Source organism: Vibrio sp. 070316B, from assembly GCF_013114115.1.
GTDB classification, from domain to species: domain Bacteria; phylum Pseudomonadota; class Gammaproteobacteria; order Enterobacterales; family Vibrionaceae; genus Vibrio; species Vibrio chagasii_B.
On sequence record NZ_VTYC01000005.1, the window covers coordinates 181,268 to 204,258 of the forward strand.

The window sequence follows — 22,991 nt, forward strand, 5'->3', positions numbered from 1 at the left end:
GGAAGTGATGAACCGAACGTTCACTCGATTTGTTAGCGTCATTCCAGAACCGAGGAACGAGGTATCAGGAATCTCAAACCACAAGCGAGATTCTCTATCACGTTCGTTCCTCACTGTAGGTAATGACGGAGCAGGTGGATTGTGAAAAGAGAGTCACGCGTTTGTAGTTCTTTGCTTTGGAAGTGATGAACCGAACGTTCACTCGATTTGTTAGCGTCATTCCAGAACCGAGGAACGAGGTATCAGGAATCTCACACCACAAGCGAGATTCTCTATCACGTTCGTTCCTCACTGTAGGGAATGACGGAGCAGTGGGACTGTGAAATAGAGAGTGACGCATTTTTAGTGCCGAACAATTGGAAGTAACACAAGAGAGAAGATGATGCTTGATATCAATTTGATGAACACGTTTGTGACGTTAGCCGAACACAAACATTTCGGTAAGGCGGCCAACGCTCTACATATGACACAGCCAAACGTAAGCTTGCATTTAAAACAACTTGAACAACTGACACGCATCAAGCTGATAGAAAGAAGCCCGTTTCAGCTAACTCAAGCGGGCGAAAGGCTCTTAGAAACCAGCCAAAGAACCTTGCTTGAGTTGCAGGTATGTCAGGCTGATCTCAATGCGATTAATGACCTCAAAATTGGCACGCTAACCATTGCGGTTAGTGACATTATCTCTCGATTTTTATTGATTCGTCCTTTCCAGAAATTTAAAGCGCAATACCCGGGCATCGACCTCACATTGCTCAATACCACCTCATCTCAAGCATCGAGTTTGGTGAAGAACGCTAAGGCTGACCTTGGCTTTGTGATTGCGAAAGAGCAGCATAACGAGTCGCTCTATTTTACCAAGCTTCAAGAGTTATCATGGTGTGCACTAGGAGATGGTTTGGATCCTCAAAATTCTGACAATTCAAAGGATAATGATACTCAGAATGATGAAGTCGATTCTGAACTGACCTTGATCCTACTAGGTCATGATACGAGAACGCGTGACTTCATCGATGAAGGTTTACCCAGTTTGAATCTACCCAATCACAGAGTCATGGAAGTAGGGAGCGTCGACGCACAAATTGACTGGGCGGAGGCGGGGTTTGGTGTCGCTATCATTCCTGAGTTTGCGATCTCAACTAAGCAACACCTTAAGTCCAAGGTCACGCCATTAATCAACTTTTCTAGCACCAGCCTTGGTTATATCGTAAGGCAGAACCAAGTCTTATCGAAAGCCACAAAGCAACTTTTGGGATGGGTGAATGATGAGATTACATTGCTACAAACAAACGTTGATTAGCTTATCAAGATAGCTCGCATACCTTTCTATAGAAGAATCCAAGCCCACTCCATGTGGGCTTTTTTGTCGCTGCCGTTTACGTCACAGGAAATACCGCATTGACAATGTTTAATTATCAAACTAAATTTAGCGATATTGATTTGATAGTCAAACTACTTGTTCGTCAAAGTAGTTTGACTGTTCAGTGACATCAACTTTGAGCATAAGACTAAGGACACCATTTTGAGCTTTACAACCCATCACCACCACAACTTCTCCTCACATAACAGCCAAGGTGAAAAGCGCACTTTTTATGTCCTGCTACTGACAGTCACGACTATGTTTATCGAAATCATTGCAGGTACGGTTTATGGTTCGATGGCATTGCTTGCAGATGGTTGGCACATGGGCACACACGCAGCAGCGTTTGGCATCACTTTGTTTGCTTATCGTTACGCAAGAAAACATGCCGATAGTGCTCGTTTCTCTTTTGGTACAGGTAAAGCGAGTGTGTTAGGGGGCTACACCAGTGCGATTGCTTTGGGTATTGTGGCTCTTTTGATGCTGGTGGAATCGATACATCGCTTGTTCAACCCTCAAACCATTCAATTTAATGAAGCGATTATTGTGGCTTGTATTGGTCTTGTGGTGAATGTTGTCAGCATGTTTTTGCTGGGGGACCACCATCACGACCATGATCATGGACACGCTCACGGGCATTCACATGGTCACTCACATAACCAGGAAGATACGCATCATCATAGTCACAACGGCCATCATCATGACCACAATCTGCGTGCTGCGTATATGCACGTTCTAGCGGATACGTTAACGTCGTTACTCGCAATTGTCGCGCTGCTGTTTGGTAAGTTTTATGGTTGGAACTGGTTAGATGCAGTGATGGGGATGGTCGGCGCGCTGGTCATTGCCAAGTGGACCATGAACCTCATGAAGCAGACTAGCCCAATCTTATTGGATGAAAACATTCATCAGGAATATCGTGATTCGGTGATCGAGACGCTATCACCTTATGCTTCTGTGACAGACTTTCACATGTGGAAGGTGAGCGGGCATCATTATTCAGCGGCGATTACTCTTGAATCAATCAGTGACAAATCCGTTTCTGAATATAAACAAATGCTCGCCAAGTTTGATAAGATTAATCATCTTACTCTTGAAGTGCACTCAAACGGCCATGCAAAACATAGAACAGCTTAACCAAATATTGACTGAGTTCTACGACAAAATGTCTTCGTGGGAGCAATCCGTTGTTAAAGAAACGGGTTACTCGCTCGCACAGGTCCATACGATTGAAGTATTGGGCATGCATGGCGCGTTGCGAATGAAAGAGCTTGCTGAAAAGCTTGGTATCACAACAGGCACACTCACTGTTCAAATTGAGAAGCTGGTAAAAGCAGAGTTGATTGAACGTCATGAGCACCCAACTGATCGACGAGCAATTGTGGTTGCTTTGACTGGTGAAGGGCAAAAGATCCACGTTCACCATAACCAACTTCACCTAAATCTCGTCAATGAGCTAACCCAAGGCATAGAAGAACAAGACAAAGCGGTGCTATTGAAGTGCTTAACTCAAATGGTGAAAGCTTTTTAACGTGTTCCAGGTTATTCGCTCGCATCCAAGGGTGTGCGAATTTGTGTGTCACAAGATGAACTTACAAAGCCGACAGTTGATGTCGGCTTTTTGCTATTTGGTTAATGGGTATGGTGAACTTTGATCAGTTACTTGTTTTTTAAAATTAAGTACTTATCACTTGGAAGTGATCTAAACAAAAGGGGCGGTGAGAAAATCTCCAAATCCCTTTATTTAAAAGGTGTCAGAGATGTTTTTAACGTTTGTATCAAACATGAGAAACCTTTGTATCCCAATTTTATAATCTTGCTAATGTACATCGCACCAATTTGTGTTATTGATATTTTTAACTTTAGTGGGTGTTGTTATTTGCATTTTCAATGAATGTGCAATGGCGAGATATAGAGGCAAAACAGCCCCTGTAAAGCGCCCATTATTGGTAAAAAGATAAAAATAACGAAATAGCATGGGCGAGATAAAACAGTCAGACGCCCAGCCTTAGATACCTAAATTTAGTAAAGACGAGTCACATCTATGGATATAAAGAAAAAGCTCTATTCATTGGGAATGTTTTCCATTTTCGGCATGGTTTCATTGCTGTTCACCACTTCACAATTCGCAGATACGACTGCTCAAATGAGCGAAGCTAAACAAATCACCAAAGAACTCGAAGTTCGCCTGCTTAACCTGCGCCGTAACGAGAAAGACTTCTTGTTGCGAAATGATATGAAATACCTAGATAAGTTCGACGTGAACTACAACAAGTTTTTGGCTTCAGAGTCACAGCTCAATGTGGTTCTGAATGATCTAGGTTTGGTAAACAGCACACACTTACGTGAAGACATCGAGACGTACCATACGAGTTTCGTTGAACTGGTAAAAGCAACGGAAGTCTATGGACTCACGAGAGACAAAGGTCTTTTGGGACAGTTTCATGAAGTGCTAGATAGCATGAGTGCAACAGCGAGCGCTGAGCAAAAAGTAGAGCTTTACCTTTTTAATGAACTGATTGAAAAGGGTACCTTTGATCCGAGCATGCTTTCTTTAAGCTCGAGTGCCTTGTTAGAGACAGCAAAGCAAGTGGTTGAACAGAAGAAAGTTATTGGACTTAAGCACAATGAGGGCCTTCTTGGGGAAGCACGCTCTGGTTCACATGTGATTGAGACTCAGTTTAAAGAGTTTTCAGCAGTGCTCGACCAAGAAACTCAAAAGGAGATGGACAAACTATCGCTGATCAACAACATCCTTTGCGTCACATTGCTTGTGTCGATCATTTTGTTCAGCTGGTTAATCGTTCGCTCTATTATTGGTAAAATTGAGTCATTGCTTTCGGTGATCCGCAATATTGTCGATTCCAACGATGTGTCAATACGTTCACACCTTGATGGTAAAGATGAGTTGAGCACCTTAGGTCAATACTTCAACCAATTGCTTGATCAGCTTGAAGGCTTGATTTCTGCCTCTCAATCTAAGTCTCTACAACTTACTCAAAGTACCTCTAATATGCATGATGAGCTAGAGTCAGTAATCAAACAGTTTGAAGTTCAAGCCAACCACACCTCAACCATGACAACATCCGTTCAAGAGATGGTATTAACGATTGGTGAAATTTCAGAAAGTACTTCAGTTGCTGCAGAAGGCGTGCATCAAGCGAAAGTGAACGCAGACAAGGGGCGTGAAGTGGTGGTCGATACCATCAACAACATTACTCAGTTGTCTGAACGTCTATCAAGCAGCCAAGATTCAATCAGCTCACTGAACCATCATGTCGATCAAATCGGTGATGCAGTCAACATTATCCAAGGCATTGCTGAACAAACTAACCTACTAGCGTTGAACGCTGCAATTGAAGCAGCACGTGCCGGTGAGCAAGGGCGTGGCTTCGCAGTGGTAGCAGATGAAGTACGCGCACTAGCAAGCAGAACACATCAGTCGACGACAGAGATAACCTCGGTGGTAAGTGCGATTCAAAGCCAGATGCAGGCATCGATGACTGAAATTGGCGAGTGTAACCAGCAAGGCCAGCTAACGCTTAAAGATTCAGAAGAGCTGGATGCTAGCCTGCAGCTTATCTTAAGTGACATGCAGAGCATTCAAGGTAACTCTGAACGTATCGCGTCAGCAATTGAAGAGCAGGGTGCTGTAATGGCACAAGTGAGTGATTCCATTACAGAGCTGAACACCATCTCTAATGACAATAATGCATCAGCTCAACACTGTTTGATTGAAGTCGATAAAGTCGCAGAGCAAGCGAATGATATGGACCAAGCTGTAGCGCAGTTCAAGACGTCGTAAGTACCTCAGGATAAACCAATACCAAAGGCGCGGATCATCTGCGCTTTTTTTGTGTCTGGCGTTTAATGGATGATGCTTCTAACTGACTATGTGAGTGATGTGTATGAATTATACTGTGAATTAGTATGACCATTAGAGATCATTACAGGGTGAAGAAACGACCCGTGGGGAGAGGAGCTGGGTCGTTTGAGCTTAATGATTGATAATACGGGATTCCGTGGAGGTTATTTGCTTCGACCTTCTAGCACGTCAAGTGCAAGTTCAACCGCTTTATCAATGTTGTCGCATCCGGCTAATTTCCCTGAACTGATAGGCCCAAGCACATTAGCGTACAACGAGAGCTGCTTATTAAATGGCAGGCTCAACTGCTCATATAAACGCTGGCGAATCTCGGCATGCTGCTCAGGAGCGTGGGCAGCAAGGCTTTTTAAAGTGTCATAAACAAGAGTGGTAGTAGTGTTCATTCGTCTCTATATCATCAAGTGGGAGATGCTTATTTTATAATCTTTTACTCACAACTTGCTGTGATATATGTCATACAATAAGTCAAATGATCGATGGTTTACGTTAACTTTTGTTTCGCTAGAAGTTTATCAGAATAAGGCATTCCAAAATGGACTTAAGTATCTATGAAATAAGGTTAAAATATTTGTTATCTATTAAGCTTACTCATACCTTCACGATACAGTCCGAACAAATATCGTTATTGTGAATGGTTGAATCTCACTGGAAGAGGAACAAAATGCACTACGACGTATTCAATGGGGATGCAGATGGCATTATCGCATTATTGCAATTGCGCTTGCATGAGCCAAAAGAGAGCACACTTGTCACCGGTGTTAAGCGTGATATTAAGCTAGTCTCGCAAGTGCTTGTTCAACTCGCGGAGCAGGATCCCCAAAGCGATATTACATCGGTGACTATTTTAGATGTTTCAATGGAGAAGAACTTAAGCGAGTTACGTTCGCTGCTTGATAGTGAGATCAACGTCTTCTACTGCGATCATCATCGTACGGGAGAAATACCGAAGTCTCATTACCTCGAAACCTTAATAAACACTGCACCGGAATGTTGTACCAGCTTGTTAATAAACCAAAAGCTAAAGGGTGCGTATGTGGCATGGGCAATAGCGGCGGCATTTGGTGACAACTTAAAAGCAGTGGCGACTCGACTTGCGTTAGCAACTGGTTTTGACCAACCACAAATCGACTTTTTAGAGGAGCTCGGAACTTTGGTAAATTACAACGGATATGGTGCGTCATTGAGCGATTTGCATTTTACACCTGTTGAACTTTATCAACGCCTTTACCAATACCCAAATCCGTTTGCTCTGTTATCTGATGTAAGTTCCGTGTTTTATGAACTTCGCGATGCCTATAAGAGTGACTACCTACAGCTATCTGGCTTAAACCCAATATACGAGAGTAACGTTGCAAGAGTGTTTGAACTGCCAGCCGAGACTTGGGCAAGACGAATTAGTGGTGTATTTGGCAATGAAATCGTTAACCAAGATCCTGATCGCGCTCAAGCCGTATTAACGAAAAATCCTGATGGCTTGTCTTATACAGTGAGTTTACGAGCACCTTTATCAAATAGGACTGGAGCCGATGAAGTTTGTTCTAGTTTCGATACGGGAGGTGGAAGAAAGGCAGCTGCTGGAATTAATCAGCTTAAGGAAGTGGACAAGATGAATTTTATTGCGCTTATGGAGCGATATTATTCATCTTCTGGTGATTAGCTTGGTGAGTAATGTTTGATTTTTTATCTCAGAATAAAGAATTAAGTCTAGTGTTCCAATCCGATGTGTACTTTTTAAATACACGAAATCTGAACGATTTTGATTTTTTAGTGATATCACTCGCAAAATTAAATGTCTTTAATATCAGTGCTTTTAGAGCCTTTATTCGAATTGGCTCATTAAATTAACTTTACCTAATATAGCTTAATTTTGATTGTGAATTAACTGTGTTTTATATATTCATAATATCAATTAATTCCATTGAAAAACCTCTAATTTAGCATTTTAAATCGAATGAAAAGTCAAAATCATATTGATTCTAATATTCAATCTGTGACTTAAAATCACAAGTTAAATCAAAGGTCGTTTTTTCCTATAAATTCCATTACTTCTCTATAAATATTCATGATTAAAATGAATTGGTTCGGTTGTGATTGGCACAGCTGTTAAGTAAGGAAGTGGGACTAATGTTAAAACGTAAAGCTCTACAATTAGCAGTATCAGTCGGTATGGCGGCCATGTCGGGCGCGGTTTATGCAAATGGATCTGACATGACGAATCCAGATTCAGGTGTCGTCGTTGGTTATTGGCATAACTGGTGTGATGGTGGGGGTTACCAAGGTGGTAATGCGCCATGTGTAACGCTGGATGAAGTGAACCCTATGTACAATATTGTGAATGTATCATTCATGAAAGTGTATGACGTGGCGGATGGTCGAATTCCAACTTTTAAACTGGACCCTACTGTTGGGCTTTCAGAAGAACAATTTATTGACCAAATTTCAGAACTCAACAAACAAGGTCGCTCTGTGCTAATAGCTTTAGGTGGTGCAGATGCACACGTAGAGCTTGAAACAGGTGATGAAAGAGCCTTTGCTGATGAGATTATCCGTCTTACGGAGCGCTATGGTTTTGATGGTCTAGATATCGACCTAGAACAAGCAGCAGTAACCGCAGCAAACAACCAAACCGTGATTCCAGATGCCCTTAAGCTAGTGAAAGATCACTACCGTGCTGAAGGCAAAAACTTCCTTATTACTATGGCGCCAGAGTTCCCGTATCTAACGACGGGTGGCAAATATGTCCCTTACATCGATAACTTGGAAGGTTACTACGATTGGATCAACCCGCAGTTTTACAACCAAGGCGGTGACGGTATCTGGGTTGAAGGCGTAGGTTGGATCGCACAAAACAACGATGCATTAAAAGAAGAATTCATCTACTACATCTCTGACTCACTAATCAACGGTACACGCGGTTTCCATAAGATCCCGCACGACAAGTTAGTGTTTGGTATCCCTTCAAGTATCGATGCTGCAGCTACTGGTTTTGTGCAAGAGCCACAAGATTTGTACGACGCATTCGATAGCCTAACGGCGCAAGGTCAGCCTTTACGTGGCGTGATGACTTGGTCTATCAACTGGGATATGGGTACCAACAAAGCCGGTCAAGCGTACAACGAACAATTCATCAAAGACTACGGTCCTTTTGTTCACGGTCAAGTGACACCACCACCGGTAGAAGGTGAGCCTGTATTGAAAGGTGTTGAGAATACACGTGTTCTTCACGGCACTGTTTTTGACCCGATGGAAGGCGTGACAGCAACAGATAAAGAAGATGGTGATTTAACTTCATCAATTGATGTTGAAGGTTACGTTGAAACCAGTGTTATCGGTACTTATGTTCTAACCTACCGCGTGAAAGACAGCGATAACAATGAAACAACCAAAGCAAGAACGGTCGAAGTTTACAGCCAAAAACCTGTATTCGATGGCGTGTCTGATACTACTGTCATGTTAGGTAGCGCATTTGATCCGATGGCTGGTGTGACTGCAAACGATGCTGAAGATGGTGACCTAACAAGTTCGATTACACACACTGGTAGTGTCGATGTGAATGAAATGGGCAACTACACGCTTGTATACAGTGTGACAGACAGTGCTCATCAAACCATCACTGCTGAGCGTAAAGTGTCAGTGACTGATGGTTCTAACTGTGCTGCTGCATGGGATGCCGACACTGTTTATGTTGAAGGTGGCCAAGTATCACACGACGGCGCGACTTGGGGAGCTGGCTGGTATACCCGTGGTGAAGAGCCAGGAACGACAGGTGAGTGGGGCGTTTGGAGAAAGGTTTCAGACAGCTCATGTGGTGGAAATCCTGATCCAGGTGGTGACCCAGAACTGAACGTATCTGGCCTTCAGTCGGAATACGTACTAGATAACGGCAATGTACGTTTACAATTCACACTGACATCAAACGAAGCGTTAGATGTAACAGCTATGGTGATTAACAGCGCAGGTACTGTAGTAGAGCAGACCAAAGTTAACCTAACTGACAGTCGTGCAATAACAATGGATCTGTACGATGTTGCCGAAGGCCAATACAAGCTTGAAGTCGTTGGTAAAGCAACAGACGGCGAAATGGTGATGGTCGATAACTCATTCGTTATCAAAGAAGAGGGCGGTACAACGCCACCTCCAGGTGATTACCCTCCGTATGAAGCCGGAACGAACTACGAAGCGGGCGATATTGTAGTCGGCAGTGACAATGGCTTATACGAATGTAAGCCTTGGCCATACACAGCGTGGTGTGCAAGCGCATCTTATGCTCCAGGAGATAGCCAATACTGGCAAGACGCTTGGACAAAGCTTTAATCTGCTAGCTCTGTAGATTTAACACCATAAAGTAAAAGACCAAAGAGAGGCCATCGTGCCTCTCTTTTTTTATTAGTTAATCCAAATCGAATCATGACCTCGGTCTTATTAATGTCATAACTTTTGTCGACGCTATACCTAGCGGCTAGGGTGGCAAAAGACTTTGCTTTAGATCAAAATAAGAGTGATTATCAATTGTATTGCATGTCTGAAAACTGCACTATGCGCTCACTGAATTTTCAAGTTTGTTAATATTTAAATAATGAATCTAGCGCAAGTCGACCTTAACCTCTTAGTTATCCTTAAACACCTTCTTGAAGAAAAGCATGTATCCAATACTGCTTTAGCACTTGATATGAGCCAGCCTACCGTGAGTCGTTCGCTGCAAAAGCTACGTACAGTGTTTAACGATGACCTGTTAGTAAGAGCGGCTTACGGCTATGAGCTAACACCAAAAGCAGAAGCCATTAAGCAAGATCTCAATTCTGTGCTGACACGTTTAGAGAAGTTGGTTCATGGCGATGTGTTCGAACCACAAACGAGTGACAGTACTGTTCGTTTCTTCGGTTTGGTTCCTCAGGTTTCTCATCTGTTGCCTAAGGTCGTTTCCGAGATTCGCAAGCAAGCACCAAATATGGTTGTCGATGTCGATTCTATTCCGAAACGTCATTTCGAACCTTTGTTGTCGGGGGATGCACATTTTGTATTGTCGACCCATGAGCCTTTAAGTTCAGAGCAAAACTTGTATCGAATGTTCGTGATAAGCCGTGACTACCGCTTGTTGATGAGCAAAGACCATCCATTGGCTGACAAAGAGATCACGGTCGATGACTTGCTTAACAGCCAGCTAGGTCAGATCTCGCTACAAGGTGATAAGAAGCTCTCTATTGAAAATCGATTCAAAGATCTTGGGCTGATTGATAAGCAGCGCCAACTTTCAATCCCAGTGCAGCTGTCTAACTTCAATATCGCTGCAGATATTGCAGAGACGACCGACATCATCTTTCACCTACCAACCCCTTTTGCCACGCAAGCTGCCAAACAACGTGACTTAATTTGTAAACGCGTGCCGAAAGCGATCAGAAGTCCGTCAGAAGATGTTTACTTATATTGGCATAAACGCTTCCACAATGACCCTATGTGCCGTTGGGTACGCCAGCTATTCAAAGACTTATACGCCTAAAACATCATAATCATGAATGGGATTTTAAGTATTAGATTGAAATGAATATGGTTCTTTTCTCTTATTTGAAATGTGAATAACGAGAATGAATTTTTGGTATGAAACTTTCGTTGATAACAATGGTAACTGATTGTTTAATGCAAACCATTATCATTACCAATCACATATAAGAATAAATATCATGTCTGAGAGATCCCTTTTTACTCGTAAGCCTTTATCGATCGCAGTCGCTGTTATTTGTACTTCACTTTCGCCAAACCTATTGGCGCAAGAGGAAGTGAAGGATACAGATGAGCAAATGGTAGTTACCGCTACTCGTACAGAGATGGCGTTGAAACAAGCACCAGCTTCTATGTCTGTAATTACTGCTCAAGATATCGAAGATAGCCCAGGTATTACCTTGGCAGACATCGTTGCTGAATCAACGAGTGTTGAGTCTGATTTTGATAGCACGCGTGCTGGCCGCCAGATGATCTCTATTCGTGGTATGGATTCTGATTACACGCTTATCATGGTAAACGGAAGACGTTTAAGTTCAGCAAGTGCCATTATCCGTGGCAACGATTTCGATCTTTCTACAATTCCTACTGAATCTATCGAACGTGTTGAAATCATCCGTGGCCCAATGTCGGCACTATACGGCTCTGACGGTATGGGCGGTACCATCAACATTATTACTAAAGCCCCTGTCAATGAGTGGAGTTCGACATTAAGTATGGATACCTCGTCACCAATGGATGGTAATGGTGGGCAGGAGCAGTCTGTAGGTCTAACGACCTCTGGTGCTTTGATTGAAGATGAGTTGTTTGCTCGTTTCTCTATTAACCAAACGAGCCGTGATGCATGGCAGCCATATTCTGGTATTCACTCTTCGGGTCATGATAGAGAAGATGTGACTGCACTAGAAGGCCGCGATACGTTAAGCCTATTAGGTACGTTAACTTGGCATGCAACTGATAATCAAACCATCGATTTAGACTTAGGTTACAGCGCCGACCAACGTGAGGGTTTGGCTGAATATGCTACAGGTGCAAATCCAATTGACAGTAAAGTTGTACGTAACAGCCAAGCGATAACACACAGCGGTTTTTGGAGCTGGGGTGATACACAAGTGCGTTACTCGCGTGAAAACGTAACTGATAGTGACGCAGCTGATTTAGGAAATAACTACAGCAGTGATGTTGAAGAATTGACGCAAATTGTAGAAGCTTCAGCAACAACCTATCTAGGTGATAGTCATACCGTTACGTTTGGTATGGATTACCAGTTAAGTGAGTTAACAAACAAAGAAAACCTAGTTAACGGGACATCCGAGGCTTACCAAGGTGCATTGTTTATTCAAGACCAATGGTTAATGACGGAGCAACTAACAGCAACAATCGGTGGTCGTCTAGATAAACACGAGCTATACGGTGAAGAATTTAGCCCGCGAGTGTACTTGGTTCACCAAACAACGAATGACTTAATCATCAAAGGTGGTGTTGGTAAAGCATTTAAGGCGCCATCTTTAACACAAAACCAAGCGGATTACACAGTGAACAGTTGTAAGGGTGTTTGTGATTTACATGGTAACGAAGACCTTAAGCCTGAAACCAGTTTGAACTACGAGATCGCTGCTATCTATAGCCAACCGCGTTGGAATGTCGAAGGTGCATTGTTCCGAAATGAAATCAATGACCTAATTGATCGTGATGATACCTACTGTGAGAACGGTGGAGTATTTGAAGCGGGTAAAGGGTGTGCAGATAGTTCAAGCTCAACAGGTTATGTAAACGGTAAACGTACTTATACTAATGTTTCAGAAGCAGTAGTCCAAGGTGCAGAGCTTACGGGTCAATTCCAAATCACGGACGAGTGGGGTATTTCTGGTAACTACACTTTCCTAGACACAGAAGATAAATCAACGGGTGAAGAGCTGTTAGAGCGTTACAAGCATTCTGGTTTGGTTAAGCTAAACTGGAGCCCTACTTACGATCTAAACACCTTTATTAGCGCGCGCTACCGTGGCGAACGTAATATCGAAACGGATCTAACTCAGGATGCTTACACAACATTGAATATTGGTACGGTTTACAACGTGAATGATTCTGTTCGTATTCGTGCGGGTATCACTAACTTGACGGACGAAGCGGTATCTCAAGAGCTTGAAAACATGGGTTATGTCGAAGAACCACGTACTTACTACGTAGGTATGACGGCTGACTTCTAATCAATCACCGTTTGATCCGATAAGTTAATACACATGAAAAAGACCCCACATGACTTAACGTTGTGTGGGGTCTTTTGATTTAGGCGCTTTTCGTGAGGGCTAACGCTTTACGAGAAGTAAACTAGCTTTTCACACACGCAATGAGTGCATTACCTGAAAGCGTGTCCCAAGGTAAAAGCTTGTCATAGTCATGCTCGAAGATGTGAACCTCAAAGTAGGGCTTCAAAATTTCGATTAACTCTTTAAATGAGAACGCAACCATTGGGTGTTCATCGTTCCATATCTGAGTCTCACCAGCAGTGGTTTTCTCGATGCTAAGCTTCAAAGCCTGCTTGTCGCCCTCGCCAGAGTAATACCAACCCGATCGGAAGGTAAAATCATCCTGTTCTTGGTTTGTCGTATGGCGAACAAACAGATCATTACAGATCTTATTTTTGTCGACCACATTGAAGCAGAACACGCCGCCTTGTTTTAGCGCTTTATGAACGCTGGCAATGCACTCTTTTAACTTCTCGATGCCATCGTTGTAGTGGATCGAATACAAGAAACAAGTAATAAGGTCGAACGGCTCAGACACTTCAAAATTACTCATGTTCTGTACTGAAAAGTTAGCCTCAGGGCAGCGTATTTGAGCGATATCTAACATGGGCTGGTTTAGGTCAAGTCCATTGCTTTGATAGCCATAATCAATAAAGTGACGAACGTGTGGGCCAGTGCCACAACCAAGGTCTAGGTGAGTTCTTCCTTCATTTCCAAAAATCTGATGTAGCCTACGAACGCAGTGACTTTGCGCTTGGTAGTCAATATCAACACACATTAAATCATAGTAACTGGATAGGTCGGTATAGAGCGCGTTGGCGGACATGTTTGCCTGCAGCATTTGCTGAAAAAATTGGGGTGGCGCATAGTAAACTAGAACTTGAAAATAACAAGAAAATCTTTGATTGATTTATCGAGTTAATAAACCTTTATTGATGCTTAGCAATTCTTTCATAACTCACATCCTGCGCATTCACATTCCGTGTTGACCGACACTCTATTTTTATCATTCGATTTAGCCTGATAGAGGGCATCATCTGTTACACGAATCAAGTTATTGAGCGAGTTACTCGTTCGTATTATACAACTGTCGGTGACACCGATACTGACACTTGTGTTAAATGATTTTCGGTTAAAACCGATGAATTGATGGCTTCGAAACTCTTCACAAATACGCTCGCCGACAATTGTTGCCTGGGATTCTGTCGTGGACAATGCAGTGGCATGGTTTGTCTGAGACTTCGGACAGAAGACAATAAATTCTTCGCCGCCCCAACGTCCAACGACGCCGTTTAATATTTTCACATGCTTTTTGATGATGCTTGCAAGGGTTCGAATAACAGTGTCACCCACGCTATGCCCAAATTGGTCATTCACTTTTTTGAAATCATCAATATCGAGTAACAAACAGGACATATCAGCTTGATTAGTGATTGGTTTCTTTAGCCAGTCGTAGACGGCCTGACGATTTAGCACTTGTGTTAGGTCATCATACAGAGCGCGCTGGATTAACTCTTCCTCTAGTGCAACTTTGCTTGTCAGGTCTTCGACGACCACTTGAATCGCTTTTTCACCTTCCCAAAAGATGATGTTGTCGTAGATATTGAAGTACTTCTTACTTCCATCAAGACAACGGTTTTCGACTACAGAACTAAAGCTAGGTGTGTGACCGGCCATAATATTCTGGTTGCGCTTTAGAGCGTTGATACGATTGTCGTGTGGAATAATAGAGATGACCGAATCCATAGCAAGTACTTGCTCAATAGATTTAGCACCCTGCATTTCAACCCATGCCTGATTGACCATCAAAGGTTTGAAGTTTTGATGAATGAGCACACCTTGTTTCGAGCTTTTCAGTAGCGTCCGGTACATGTGGTCTTTTTCTTGGAGCTTACGCTCAGATTCGACAACTGCCGTAATATCGACAAGCATGACGCGGAGAGCAGGGCGGTTGTTGAGTTTAATCATGTGCGCAAGGCTAAACAAAGAGAGTCGGCGTCCATTAATAGGGATATCTTTATAGACTTTACCTTTTTGAAGCTGACCTTTGATTGCAGAAACGTAGCGTTCACGCACTGTGCCATGGTAGCTATCGGGTATTAAGGCATAGACGAAATCGACATTCTTTAATAGCGATTCTCGGTCATCGTAACCAAATAGGGTCGCGATATTATCGTCGACATCAATGACCTGATGATCCTGGAGGGTAATGTAGCCTTGGGCAGAATCGAAGTTCTGGCAAGGTAAGGCTGTCGTTAAGTCTAGTTGGATACTCATATCGGTCTGATCAATTAATCTCTACCGCAAAAAGGTGCTTTGCATTAACTTGGGTATATCGCTGATAGACAGGGTAAATGCAGCGAGACTCTACATGCAAAGTATGATATTCATCATTTAACTACACTAGCGTGATTTTACTGAATGGAAAACGGATTAAAATTTTATTAAGGATAATTAAAGCGTTATGAAAATAAAAATTGATGATTTGTCAGGCGGAGAGGTTATTCGGCTATTAGAAGAGCATTTAGCTGACATGTATGCGACGTCGCCACCAGAAAGCGTTCATGCACTCGATCTTGATGCTTTGAGATCAACAGAGATTACTTTTTTCAGTGCATGGAAAGACAGTCAATTATTGGGTTGTGTTGCTATTAAAGAGTTGGATTCCCAACATGCCGAGCTTAAATCGATGCGAACCTCTCAGTTTGCTCGCAATACAGGAGTGGCGAGCAAACTCTTGCAGCATGTTCTAGACACAGCTTCTTCGCGCCAATATCAAAGAATCAGCTTGGAAACGGGTTCTGAGGAATACTTCAAGCCTGCGCGTAACTTATACGAGAAGTTTGGCTTTGGTTACTGTGAACCCTTTGCGGATTACGAATTAGACCCTTACAGCCAGTTCATGAGTATCGAATTACGCTAAATATGGTCTATTAGAATTATACCGTATAAAGAGATTCCCTATCACGTTCGTCCCTCACTGTAGGGAATGACGAATGAAGCGTTCACGCTTTTCTCTCGTGTCATTCCGGAACCGAGGAACGAGGTATCGGAATCTCTTACGGCAAAGCGAGACTCCTTGTTGCGCTCGCTCTTGACTGTAGGGAATTATGAATAAAGCGTTCACGTTTTTCTCTCGTGTCATTCCGGAACCGAGAAACGAGGTATCGGAATCTCTTACGGCAGAGCGAGACTCCCTATCACGTTCGTTTTACACTAGGGAATGACGAACAAAGCGTTCACGTTTTTCTCTCGTGTCATTCCAGAACTGAGGAACGAAGTGTCTGGAATCTCTTACGGCAGAGCGAGGCTCCTTGTTGCGCTCGTTCTTCACTGTAGGGAATGACGAACAAAGCGTTCACGTTTTTCTCTCGTGTCATTCCAGAACCGAGGGACGAGGTCTCTGGAATCTCTTACGGCACAGCAAGACTTCTTGTTGCGTTCCCCCTTCACTGTAGGGAATGATGAACAAAGCGTTCACGTTTTTTTCTCGTGTCATTCCAGAACCGAGGGACGAGGTGTCTGGAATCTCGTACCGCAGAGCGAGATTCCCTATCATGTTCGTTCCTCACTGTAGGGAATGACGAATAAAACATTCACGTTATTTCTCTTGTCATTCCAGAACTGAGGGACGAGGTGTCTGGAATCTCTGTTGTTGTTGTGAAAAGCAAAAAGGTTGCCTCGGGCAACCTTTTTCATAATTAATCAATAGATAATAAGGTGTTAGCGTGTTTCCAACTCTGTGAATATAGCCTCAGCATCTACCACACTGCCAGAAATCGATAGAGTGTTAAAAGACACTAAATCTGTCGGGCTAGAAGGCTTTTTAACAAGCAATTCTGGATAGACTTTTGATTCGTTCATTAATAGCGACTTCAGCTCTTTCACTGATAGGTCAGGGTAGCGAGACCACACTAAAGCAGCGACACCTGAAACCACAGGTGCTGCCATGCTGGTACCACTTTTCGAACCGTAAGTGTTGCCTGGTGTAGTTGAAAGAATTCGATACCCAGGAGCAAATACATCAACCGATTTTTGTCCGAAGTTACTGAAGCTTGCCACCAAGCTTTGGTCTGCGTATTTTGCTGATGCGCCCACATCTAACCATGTTGAGATAGGCTTTGAGCGGTAGTGCTTAGCGTAGCGGTTTGGAAAGCTTGGTTTAATGTCATTGTCGTTACGGCTGTTACCCGCGGAGTGAACAATCAGTACGCCTTTACGAGCGGCATAACGGAATGCATGGTCAACAATGTACTTGCGAGGTGAGTAGCTTTTACCGAAACTCATGTTAATGATCTTTGCACCATTATCGACGGCATAGCGCACCGCATTGGCAATGTCTTTATCTCGCTCATCACCATTTGGCACCATACGTACCGCCATAATTTGTGCATGGTCTGCAACCCCATCGATACCGATAAAGTTTCCGCGTTCAGCGGCGATGATACCCGCAACGTGAGTGCCGTGTGAGCCAACTGGCCCCTTTACATCGTTGTTACCGTAACCCTTTTCCCATGGGTTATTGATGTCATCTAACACGATGTCGCGACGAGTATCGAGCTCTAGATTTAGATGGAAGTCTAAAGAGTCTTGATAGCGGCTACGGCGAGATTCCAAATATTCAAATGAGTACCAAGATTCAAATAGGCTAAGTAGGCCTTGCGCCGCTGCAACGACGCTAGCGTTTTCGTTATCTAATAGCGTTTTTAAACCATTAGTCGAAAAGTCTTTCTGATCAACGTATTGAAGAATCTCTTCTTTGTATTCGTTGGCTTGGTCAATCGCGGTAGTGACACGATTTAACGCATCTTGGTCGTCTTTTAAAGAGGAGAGGTAGTCGGACTCAACGCCTTCATAGTACTCACGCTTTTTGCGTGGAATCCAATGTCCATTTTCTTTCAGTTTCAGGTACTTCTTGTATTCTCGTGTGACCTCTAATGTATCTTGGTCAACGTTAATCCCTAAGGAGTTTCCGAGAAAGTTCCATCCGTGAATATCATCGATGTAACCATTGCCATCATCATCGATACCGTTATCTGGGATCTCGCCCTTGTTCATCCAAAGCTTGTTTTTTAGGTCTTCATGTTCCACATCAACGCCCGAATCAAGAACAGCCACGATCACTGGCTCTGGCTTTAGTGGTGGCATAAGGTAGTCATATACCACGTCAGAACCTACTCCTTGAAGCCTTGTGTAGCTCGCAGATAGATTGAACCAATCGCCGCGCTGTGAATCAGCAGAGCTCATCATTCTCATTGAGAAGAAGGATGGTTGGATGGGAGCTTTAGAGTAGTCCTCAACAATCGTACCTTTTACATCTTGTATGAATGGCGAATTGGAGATGTGTGGCGTAACACTCTCTTCATTGACAGTTGTAGCGGTGGCGTGTGCTGAAGCGATGATAGCTAAAGTAAGAGTTGTAAGTCTGTATCCGTATTTCATCTGTGTAGCGTCCTTATAGTTATGCGGCTAAAACTGTTTTTAAACGCAATGCGTAAACACGCGTTTAGCCAGTTTAGTGAACGGGAAAAGCCCGTTCAAAAAGCAGTCAAAAGGTAATATGCAATTAGATTTCTATCATTCGCTTGGTCAATGAAATGGTATTGAGATCTCACTGTGTTCGATTTTTAAGCTTTAAAGTTTGAGCTAAATTCTATTAATAAATTCAACATTTATAAAATGCACGCTGAAGGTTAAACTGCTTAAAAATCAATTGATTAATTTGTTATTTAGCAGGCGGGAAGGTTTTCATTGAGCCAGTGAAAAGGAGGGGGATAAGGAGCTCGATCTTCTTATTGGAGGAACAGAACGAGCATCCCAAGTGTGTTTGGTTGGTTCAACCTTATGGTTATTTTAGAACGCTACTCATTTGGACTAAACACAAAGTTAGCATCAATAGCAAAATGGTCGGATAAGTGCCAACTTCCCCAAGTCTCAGAGTTTAGTCTTTGGTTGAGTTTCACCGTATTTGTATTACTTACTGCTCGTCTGTGCACTCTACTTACAAAAACGTAATCCAGATACTCTACATCAGCACCACCTGAATACTTATAAGCAGCGTAAGGGTTAATCGTCGGATCAAAGGTTGCACGGGTGTAGCCTCTGAACTCTGGAGGATCAACATCTAACGTAGCAAGCATCAAAAGGTATTCCAAGAAGTCACTATTTTTGTCGATGTTGAAGTCTCCAGCATAGATCACCGCTTCGTTAGCAGGAATGTCTTTGGTCAACATAAAGGTTCGCATTAGACCGAGTTGTAGGCGTCTTAGACGCTTAGCTGAAGGTGTGTTGAAAGAGGCAAGGTGTGTATTGAAAATGTGGTATATCTCGCCATCCTTGTTTATCTTGGTATATACAACGCCTTTGTCTGCGTAGCAGTCAGTGCCTGTACAGTGTTCGAAGACGATACTATCGGTGTCGATGATTGGATGTCGGCTAAATGTCACCACACCGCCATCGTACAGCGCATTACTGTTACCACCAACCACCTCTGTTCTGTATGGATATTCGTCCGCTAACTTATTGAATAGAATGTCTCTATCGGTAGAAAATGCTTCTTGCAAAGTGAGTACATCAAACCCAGAAAGGCTATGGCTCATGATGCTTGCTCGGCCTGCAATATTGGAAGACACAGAAGGAAGCAACCATAAGTTATATGATGCAACGTTTAGGATGTTTGGTTCATATTCTGTGTCATTGATTGTATGTTCAGACACAACAAATTCAACGTCGTCAAAACCCGATGTGTATACCGCTTTAACGCCGAACTCAGAGTGATATCCATCTTGATTATATCGATGAAGAATGTATGGGTTGTAGTCAGTCATCATACCTTGACCTTTATAGCCATAAGACAACGTCGAGCCTGAACCATGACCAACCAACTTAAGTTGAGCGACTGGTTCTTGCGGTTTGACTTCCCATGTTCCCTCATCAGTCAATCGTGATATTGTCAGAAAGTAATCATATGTAGCACCATTCACAATTCCATAATATCGATTAAAATCAGCCACTTTAGCTTTTTGATAGGGCCAAATTACTAAGTCATTTTCTGATAGCTTGTATTGGTAACCATTGCTCACGGGAGCACTGGTGTCTAATGAAAAGTTTATCAATATGGGTTTATCAGTGCGGTTTATATAGTAAAGTGATGTAGCATATGCCTGGCTCGTTATTACCCAAAATATCAGTGTTAAACACAGGTTTTTAATCATGTTTCTTCCTTTGATTACATTCCTAAAATCGAAGTCAGAAAGTAGCTCTCATATGCACTTGGTTGCAATTTGGTTGTGTTGGTTTTGTGCTGTGTAACGGATATGTGATCATATTGTAAATTTTGTGAAAAAATACACCAATTTATAGTAACTTATGATTATTCAACCTATTTCGAAGTGCATTTAATGACGACTTATTTTGCTGGTTTCTCCCTCGGACTTTCGCTGATCCTTGCGATAGGTTCTCAAAATGCTTTTGTACTCAAGCAAGGCCTAAAGAACCAACATGTTTTGGTCATTTGTACTGTGTGTGCTGTCTCTGATGCGTTACTGATTAGTTTTGGCGTCACAGGCTTTGGAGCTATTGTTCAGCAGTTTCCTCAAATCGAACTGATTGCTCGTTATGGTGGAGCAATGTTTTTGGGTGTGTATTCATTTTTAAGTTTCCGCTCTGCATTTACTGAAAATCATGCGCTAGAAGCAAGTGCTGAAACCAAAGACTCGTTAACCAAAGCGATAGCCATGTGCGTTGCGTTTACTTGGCTAAACCCACACGTCTATCTTGATACCGTTGTGCTGTTAGGTTCTATTTCAACTCAATATCAACCAAATCAAATGTTATTTGGGGCGGGGGCGGTGTCGGCTTCTTTCGTGTTCTTTTTTTCGCTCGGTTATGGTGCTCGATTCTTGGCGCCTCTGTTTAAGAACCCTAGAGCCTGGAAGGTGTTGGAATTTCTCGTGGGTGTGATAATGGCATCTATTGCAATATCATTAATTGTTTAACTGGCCTTATTTCATTATTTCTAAAAAAATAGAATTTTCTTTCGTCTTTTGTTGTTGATGTTCGTCTTAGGGATGTAACTACAAATTAATGACCTGATACGGAGTCAACGATGATTAAACTGATTAGCTTTAAAAACTGCCCATTTGTTCAACGTGTAATGGGGGCTCTAGTCATGAAGAAAGTGCCATTTGAAATCGAATACATTGAGCTTAACAACAAGCCGCAGTGGTTTTTGGATATTTCCCCAAATGGACAAGTGCCTGTGCTAGTGACTGAAAACGACACGGTATTGTTTGAATCTGATGCGATTGTTGAATACCTTGATGATAAATACGCCCCTATTGAAGAGGTAACAGCCGAGCAAAAAGCATTGGACCGTGCTTGGTCTTATCAAGCAAGTAAACATTACATGCCACAATGCGGAACGATGGGAAGCAAAGACAAAGAAACTTTTGAAACACGTTTGGCTAATCTTCAAAAAGCGTTTCTAAAAGCTGAAAATAAATTAGGCGATACTCAATTCTTCAAAGGGGATTACATCTCGAATGTCGACATAGCTTGGCTGCCACTATTACACCGCGCATCGGTGATAAAAGATCGTTCAGGTTTTGATATGTTAGAAGGCTTCCCTAAAGTGCAAGCGTGGCAGACCGCTTTGATTAAGTCGGGCTTAACGGAGAAAACGGTACCTCAAGACTTTGTGGAGAAGTTTAGTGGTTTCTATTTAACGAATACTTATTTGGCAAGCCTTGCGGAAGCTCATTAATATTGCATTCACTATTTTAAATATATTTTAATAGTGTTTCGTTCTGAATAATTTGAAAGGATAAATTAAAGCTCACTCTATTAAAAAATAGCGTGAGCTTTTTTGTTTTCCAGAAAGGGGAGTATTAAGTAATAACTAGAATATACCAACCACTCTATATGATTGGCTTTTCTGTAAGTAACTGATTTATATTTGTTTTGTGATGGTTTGTACAATGCTGATACTGTGATTCTTACTCATCTTTAAGCTTTTGCTCTATTTTGTCTCATAAATAAGACTCTATAAAACTTATGAATTATTCGCTTGGTGAATGGAAATTGTCGTGATAATTTCCCAATCACTTCGCAAATGAACAGTGTTTTATTGTTTGTTAGAAGTCGCTTGAATAATTTATTTTAAACAGTATCGCAACCGTTGGAATAGTGTCGGAAACCTATTAATAGTTGATGAACGGTGCTGTGGGACAAACTAAAAAGGGTATTTTCATGCTTAAATCAACATTTCTATTAGGCCTAGTTGGCTTGGTTTCACTTCCTACATTTGCTGCTGGTATTGAGGGCGGTCCATACATTGGTGCTGGCCTTGGTGTACATCAAGATTCAGACACGGACGGTGGCGCTAATTTAGATTCTGACGGCATGGGTTACAACCTTTATGGCGGTTATCAGTTCAACCGTATTGTCGGTATCGAACTAGGCTACACGGACTACGCTGATTATGAATTATTAGGCCAAAAGAAGCTTTCACCAACGTCTCTCTCAGTAGCTGCGAATGTTGGTTACACTTTCGATAACTCAATCCGTCCATTTGTACTAGCAGGTTTAAGCTACGTAGATTTGAACTCGAGCAACAGTGCTTTCTATGGCGATGACTCTGGTGCAGGCTTCCACTTCGGTGTGGGTGTTGAATACACGCCAGTAGAGAACCTAACACTTCGTCTGATCTCACAAGCTGATGCCGTGAACGTTGAAAACTTCGCTTATATTAACGGTAATAAAGTTCGTCTAAGCAGCCGAGACGTAGCATTTAGCACAGTAACACTGGGTGCTTCTTACAATTTCTAACGCATGTTGAGACTTGAAATTGTTTATAGTTGATACGAAAGCCGCTCTGATTATGAGCGGCTTTTTTGTAGCTATAATCTATGATGCGTTCATGCGTAAAATTAGTTGCTTTTCACAAGCTTATAAAAGGGAATTGTATGGGCGATTTTGGTAGATTATAGGTATTACCGACTTC

17 protein-coding genes are annotated in these 22,991 nt (G+C 42.5%); 12 read left to right on the forward strand and 5 right to left on the reverse strand.

Annotation, left to right across the window (positions count from 1 at the left end):
• The first annotated feature begins 379 nt into the window (after positions 1–379).
• The 4 genes from F0251_RS06865 to F0251_RS06880 all read left to right on the forward strand — a co-directional run bounded on the left by F0251_RS06865 (position 380) and on the right by F0251_RS06880 (position 5,162).
• Positions 380–1,297, forward strand: a complete 918-nt coding sequence (locus F0251_RS06865) for a LysR family transcriptional regulator (protein ID WP_116870470.1) — start codon at positions 380–382, stop codon at positions 1,295–1,297.
• Between the two features lie 222 nt (positions 1,298–1,519).
• Complete coding sequence (gene dmeF, locus F0251_RS06870; RefSeq protein ID WP_171730639.1) at positions 1,520–2,494, forward strand: CDF family Co(II)/Ni(II) efflux transporter DmeF; 975 nt, start codon at positions 1,520–1,522, stop codon at positions 2,492–2,494.
• Positions 2,472–2,888: a MarR family winged helix-turn-helix transcriptional regulator gene (locus tag F0251_RS06875; RefSeq protein ID WP_061031436.1), complete on the forward strand. Its 417-nt coding sequence runs from the start codon at positions 2,472–2,474 to the stop codon at positions 2,886–2,888. The genes dmeF and F0251_RS06875 overlap by 23 nt, the downstream gene beginning before the upstream one ends.
• A 564-nt stretch (positions 2,889–3,452) precedes the next feature.
• Positions 3,453–5,162, forward strand: coding sequence for a methyl-accepting chemotaxis protein (locus F0251_RS06880; RefSeq protein ID WP_171730671.1), 1,710 nt, complete (start codon positions 3,453–3,455; stop codon positions 5,160–5,162).
• Positions 5,163–5,386: 224 nt separating this feature from the next.
• On the opposite strand, the gene F0251_RS06885 is transcribed toward F0251_RS06880, so the two are convergent.
• Positions 5,387–5,626 carry a PAS factor family protein gene (locus F0251_RS06885; protein WP_008217643.1) on the reverse strand — a complete coding sequence of 80 codons (240 nt, stop codon included), beginning with the start codon at positions 5,624–5,626 and terminating at the stop codon, positions 5,387–5,389.
• 278 nt (positions 5,627–5,904) lie between these two features.
• Here F0251_RS06885 and F0251_RS06890 point away from each other — a divergent pair, with 278 nt between their 5' ends.
• From F0251_RS06890 to F0251_RS06905, 4 genes are all read left to right on the forward strand, one after another.
• On the forward strand, positions 5,905–6,900 hold the full coding sequence (locus tag F0251_RS06890; RefSeq protein ID WP_061031435.1) for a hypothetical protein: 996 nt from the start codon (positions 5,905–5,907) through the stop codon (positions 6,898–6,900).
• Positions 6,901–7,367: 467 nt separating this feature from the next.
• Complete coding sequence (locus F0251_RS06895; RefSeq protein ID WP_171730640.1) at positions 7,368–9,557, forward strand: immunoglobulin-like domain-containing protein; 2,190 nt, start codon at positions 7,368–7,370, stop codon at positions 9,555–9,557.
• 262 nt (positions 9,558–9,819) lie between these two features.
• Complete coding sequence (locus F0251_RS06900) at positions 9,820–10,740, forward strand: LysR family transcriptional regulator (protein ID WP_061031433.1); 921 nt, start codon at positions 9,820–9,822, stop codon at positions 10,738–10,740.
• Positions 10,741–10,921: 181 nt separating this feature from the next.
• Complete coding sequence (locus F0251_RS06905; protein WP_171730641.1) at positions 10,922–12,949, forward strand: TonB-dependent receptor; 2,028 nt, start codon at positions 10,922–10,924, stop codon at positions 12,947–12,949.
• Between the two features lie 121 nt (positions 12,950–13,070).
• Here F0251_RS06905 and F0251_RS06910 read toward each other — a convergent pair whose 3' ends face one another.
• Both F0251_RS06910 and F0251_RS06915 read right to left on the reverse strand, forming a co-directional pair.
• Entirely contained in the window at positions 13,071–13,814 is a 744-nt protein-coding gene (locus tag F0251_RS06910) for a class I SAM-dependent methyltransferase (protein ID WP_171730642.1), read from the reverse strand.
• Positions 13,815–13,939: 125 nt separating this feature from the next.
• A complete protein-coding gene (locus F0251_RS06915) occupies positions 13,940–15,265 on the reverse strand; it encodes a sensor domain-containing diguanylate cyclase (RefSeq protein ID WP_171730643.1) in 1,326 nt (441 codons plus the stop codon).
• Positions 15,266–15,452: 187 nt separating this feature from the next.
• Between F0251_RS06915 and F0251_RS06920 the strand changes: the two genes are divergently transcribed.
• The gene (locus F0251_RS06920) at positions 15,453–15,911 is read left to right on the forward strand and encodes a GNAT family N-acetyltransferase (protein ID WP_171730644.1); all 459 of its coding nucleotides are present in this window, start codon (positions 15,453–15,455) and stop codon (positions 15,909–15,911) included.
• A gap of 800 nt (positions 15,912–16,711) precedes the next feature.
• Here the strand turns inward: F0251_RS06920 and F0251_RS06925 are convergent.
• Together F0251_RS06925 and F0251_RS06930 are read right to left on the reverse strand one after the other, a co-directional pair.
• Complete coding sequence (locus F0251_RS06925) at positions 16,712–18,430, reverse strand: S8 family peptidase (protein WP_171730645.1); 1,719 nt, start codon at positions 18,428–18,430, stop codon at positions 16,712–16,714.
• A 419-nt stretch (positions 18,431–18,849) separates the two neighbouring features.
• Positions 18,850–20,202, reverse strand: coding sequence for a sphingomyelin phosphodiesterase (locus tag F0251_RS06930; protein WP_171730646.1), 1,353 nt, complete (start codon positions 20,200–20,202; stop codon positions 18,850–18,852).
• Positions 20,203–20,388: 186 nt separating this feature from the next.
• Between F0251_RS06930 and F0251_RS06935 the strand changes: the two genes are divergently transcribed.
• From F0251_RS06935 to F0251_RS06945, 3 genes are all read left to right on the forward strand, one after another.
• On the forward strand, positions 20,389–20,985 hold the full coding sequence (locus tag F0251_RS06935) for a LysE/ArgO family amino acid transporter (RefSeq protein ID WP_061031425.1): 597 nt from the start codon (positions 20,389–20,391) through the stop codon (positions 20,983–20,985).
• 110 nt (positions 20,986–21,095) lie between these two features.
• Positions 21,096–21,752 (forward strand): glutathione S-transferase family protein, encoded by a 657-nt coding sequence (locus F0251_RS06940; protein ID WP_171730647.1) that lies wholly within the window; start codon positions 21,096–21,098, stop codon positions 21,750–21,752.
• Between the two features lie 485 nt (positions 21,753–22,237).
• Entirely contained in the window at positions 22,238–22,816 is a 579-nt protein-coding gene (locus F0251_RS06945) for a porin family protein (RefSeq protein WP_171730648.1), read from the forward strand.
• The last annotated feature ends 175 nt before the right edge of the window (positions 22,817–22,991 follow it).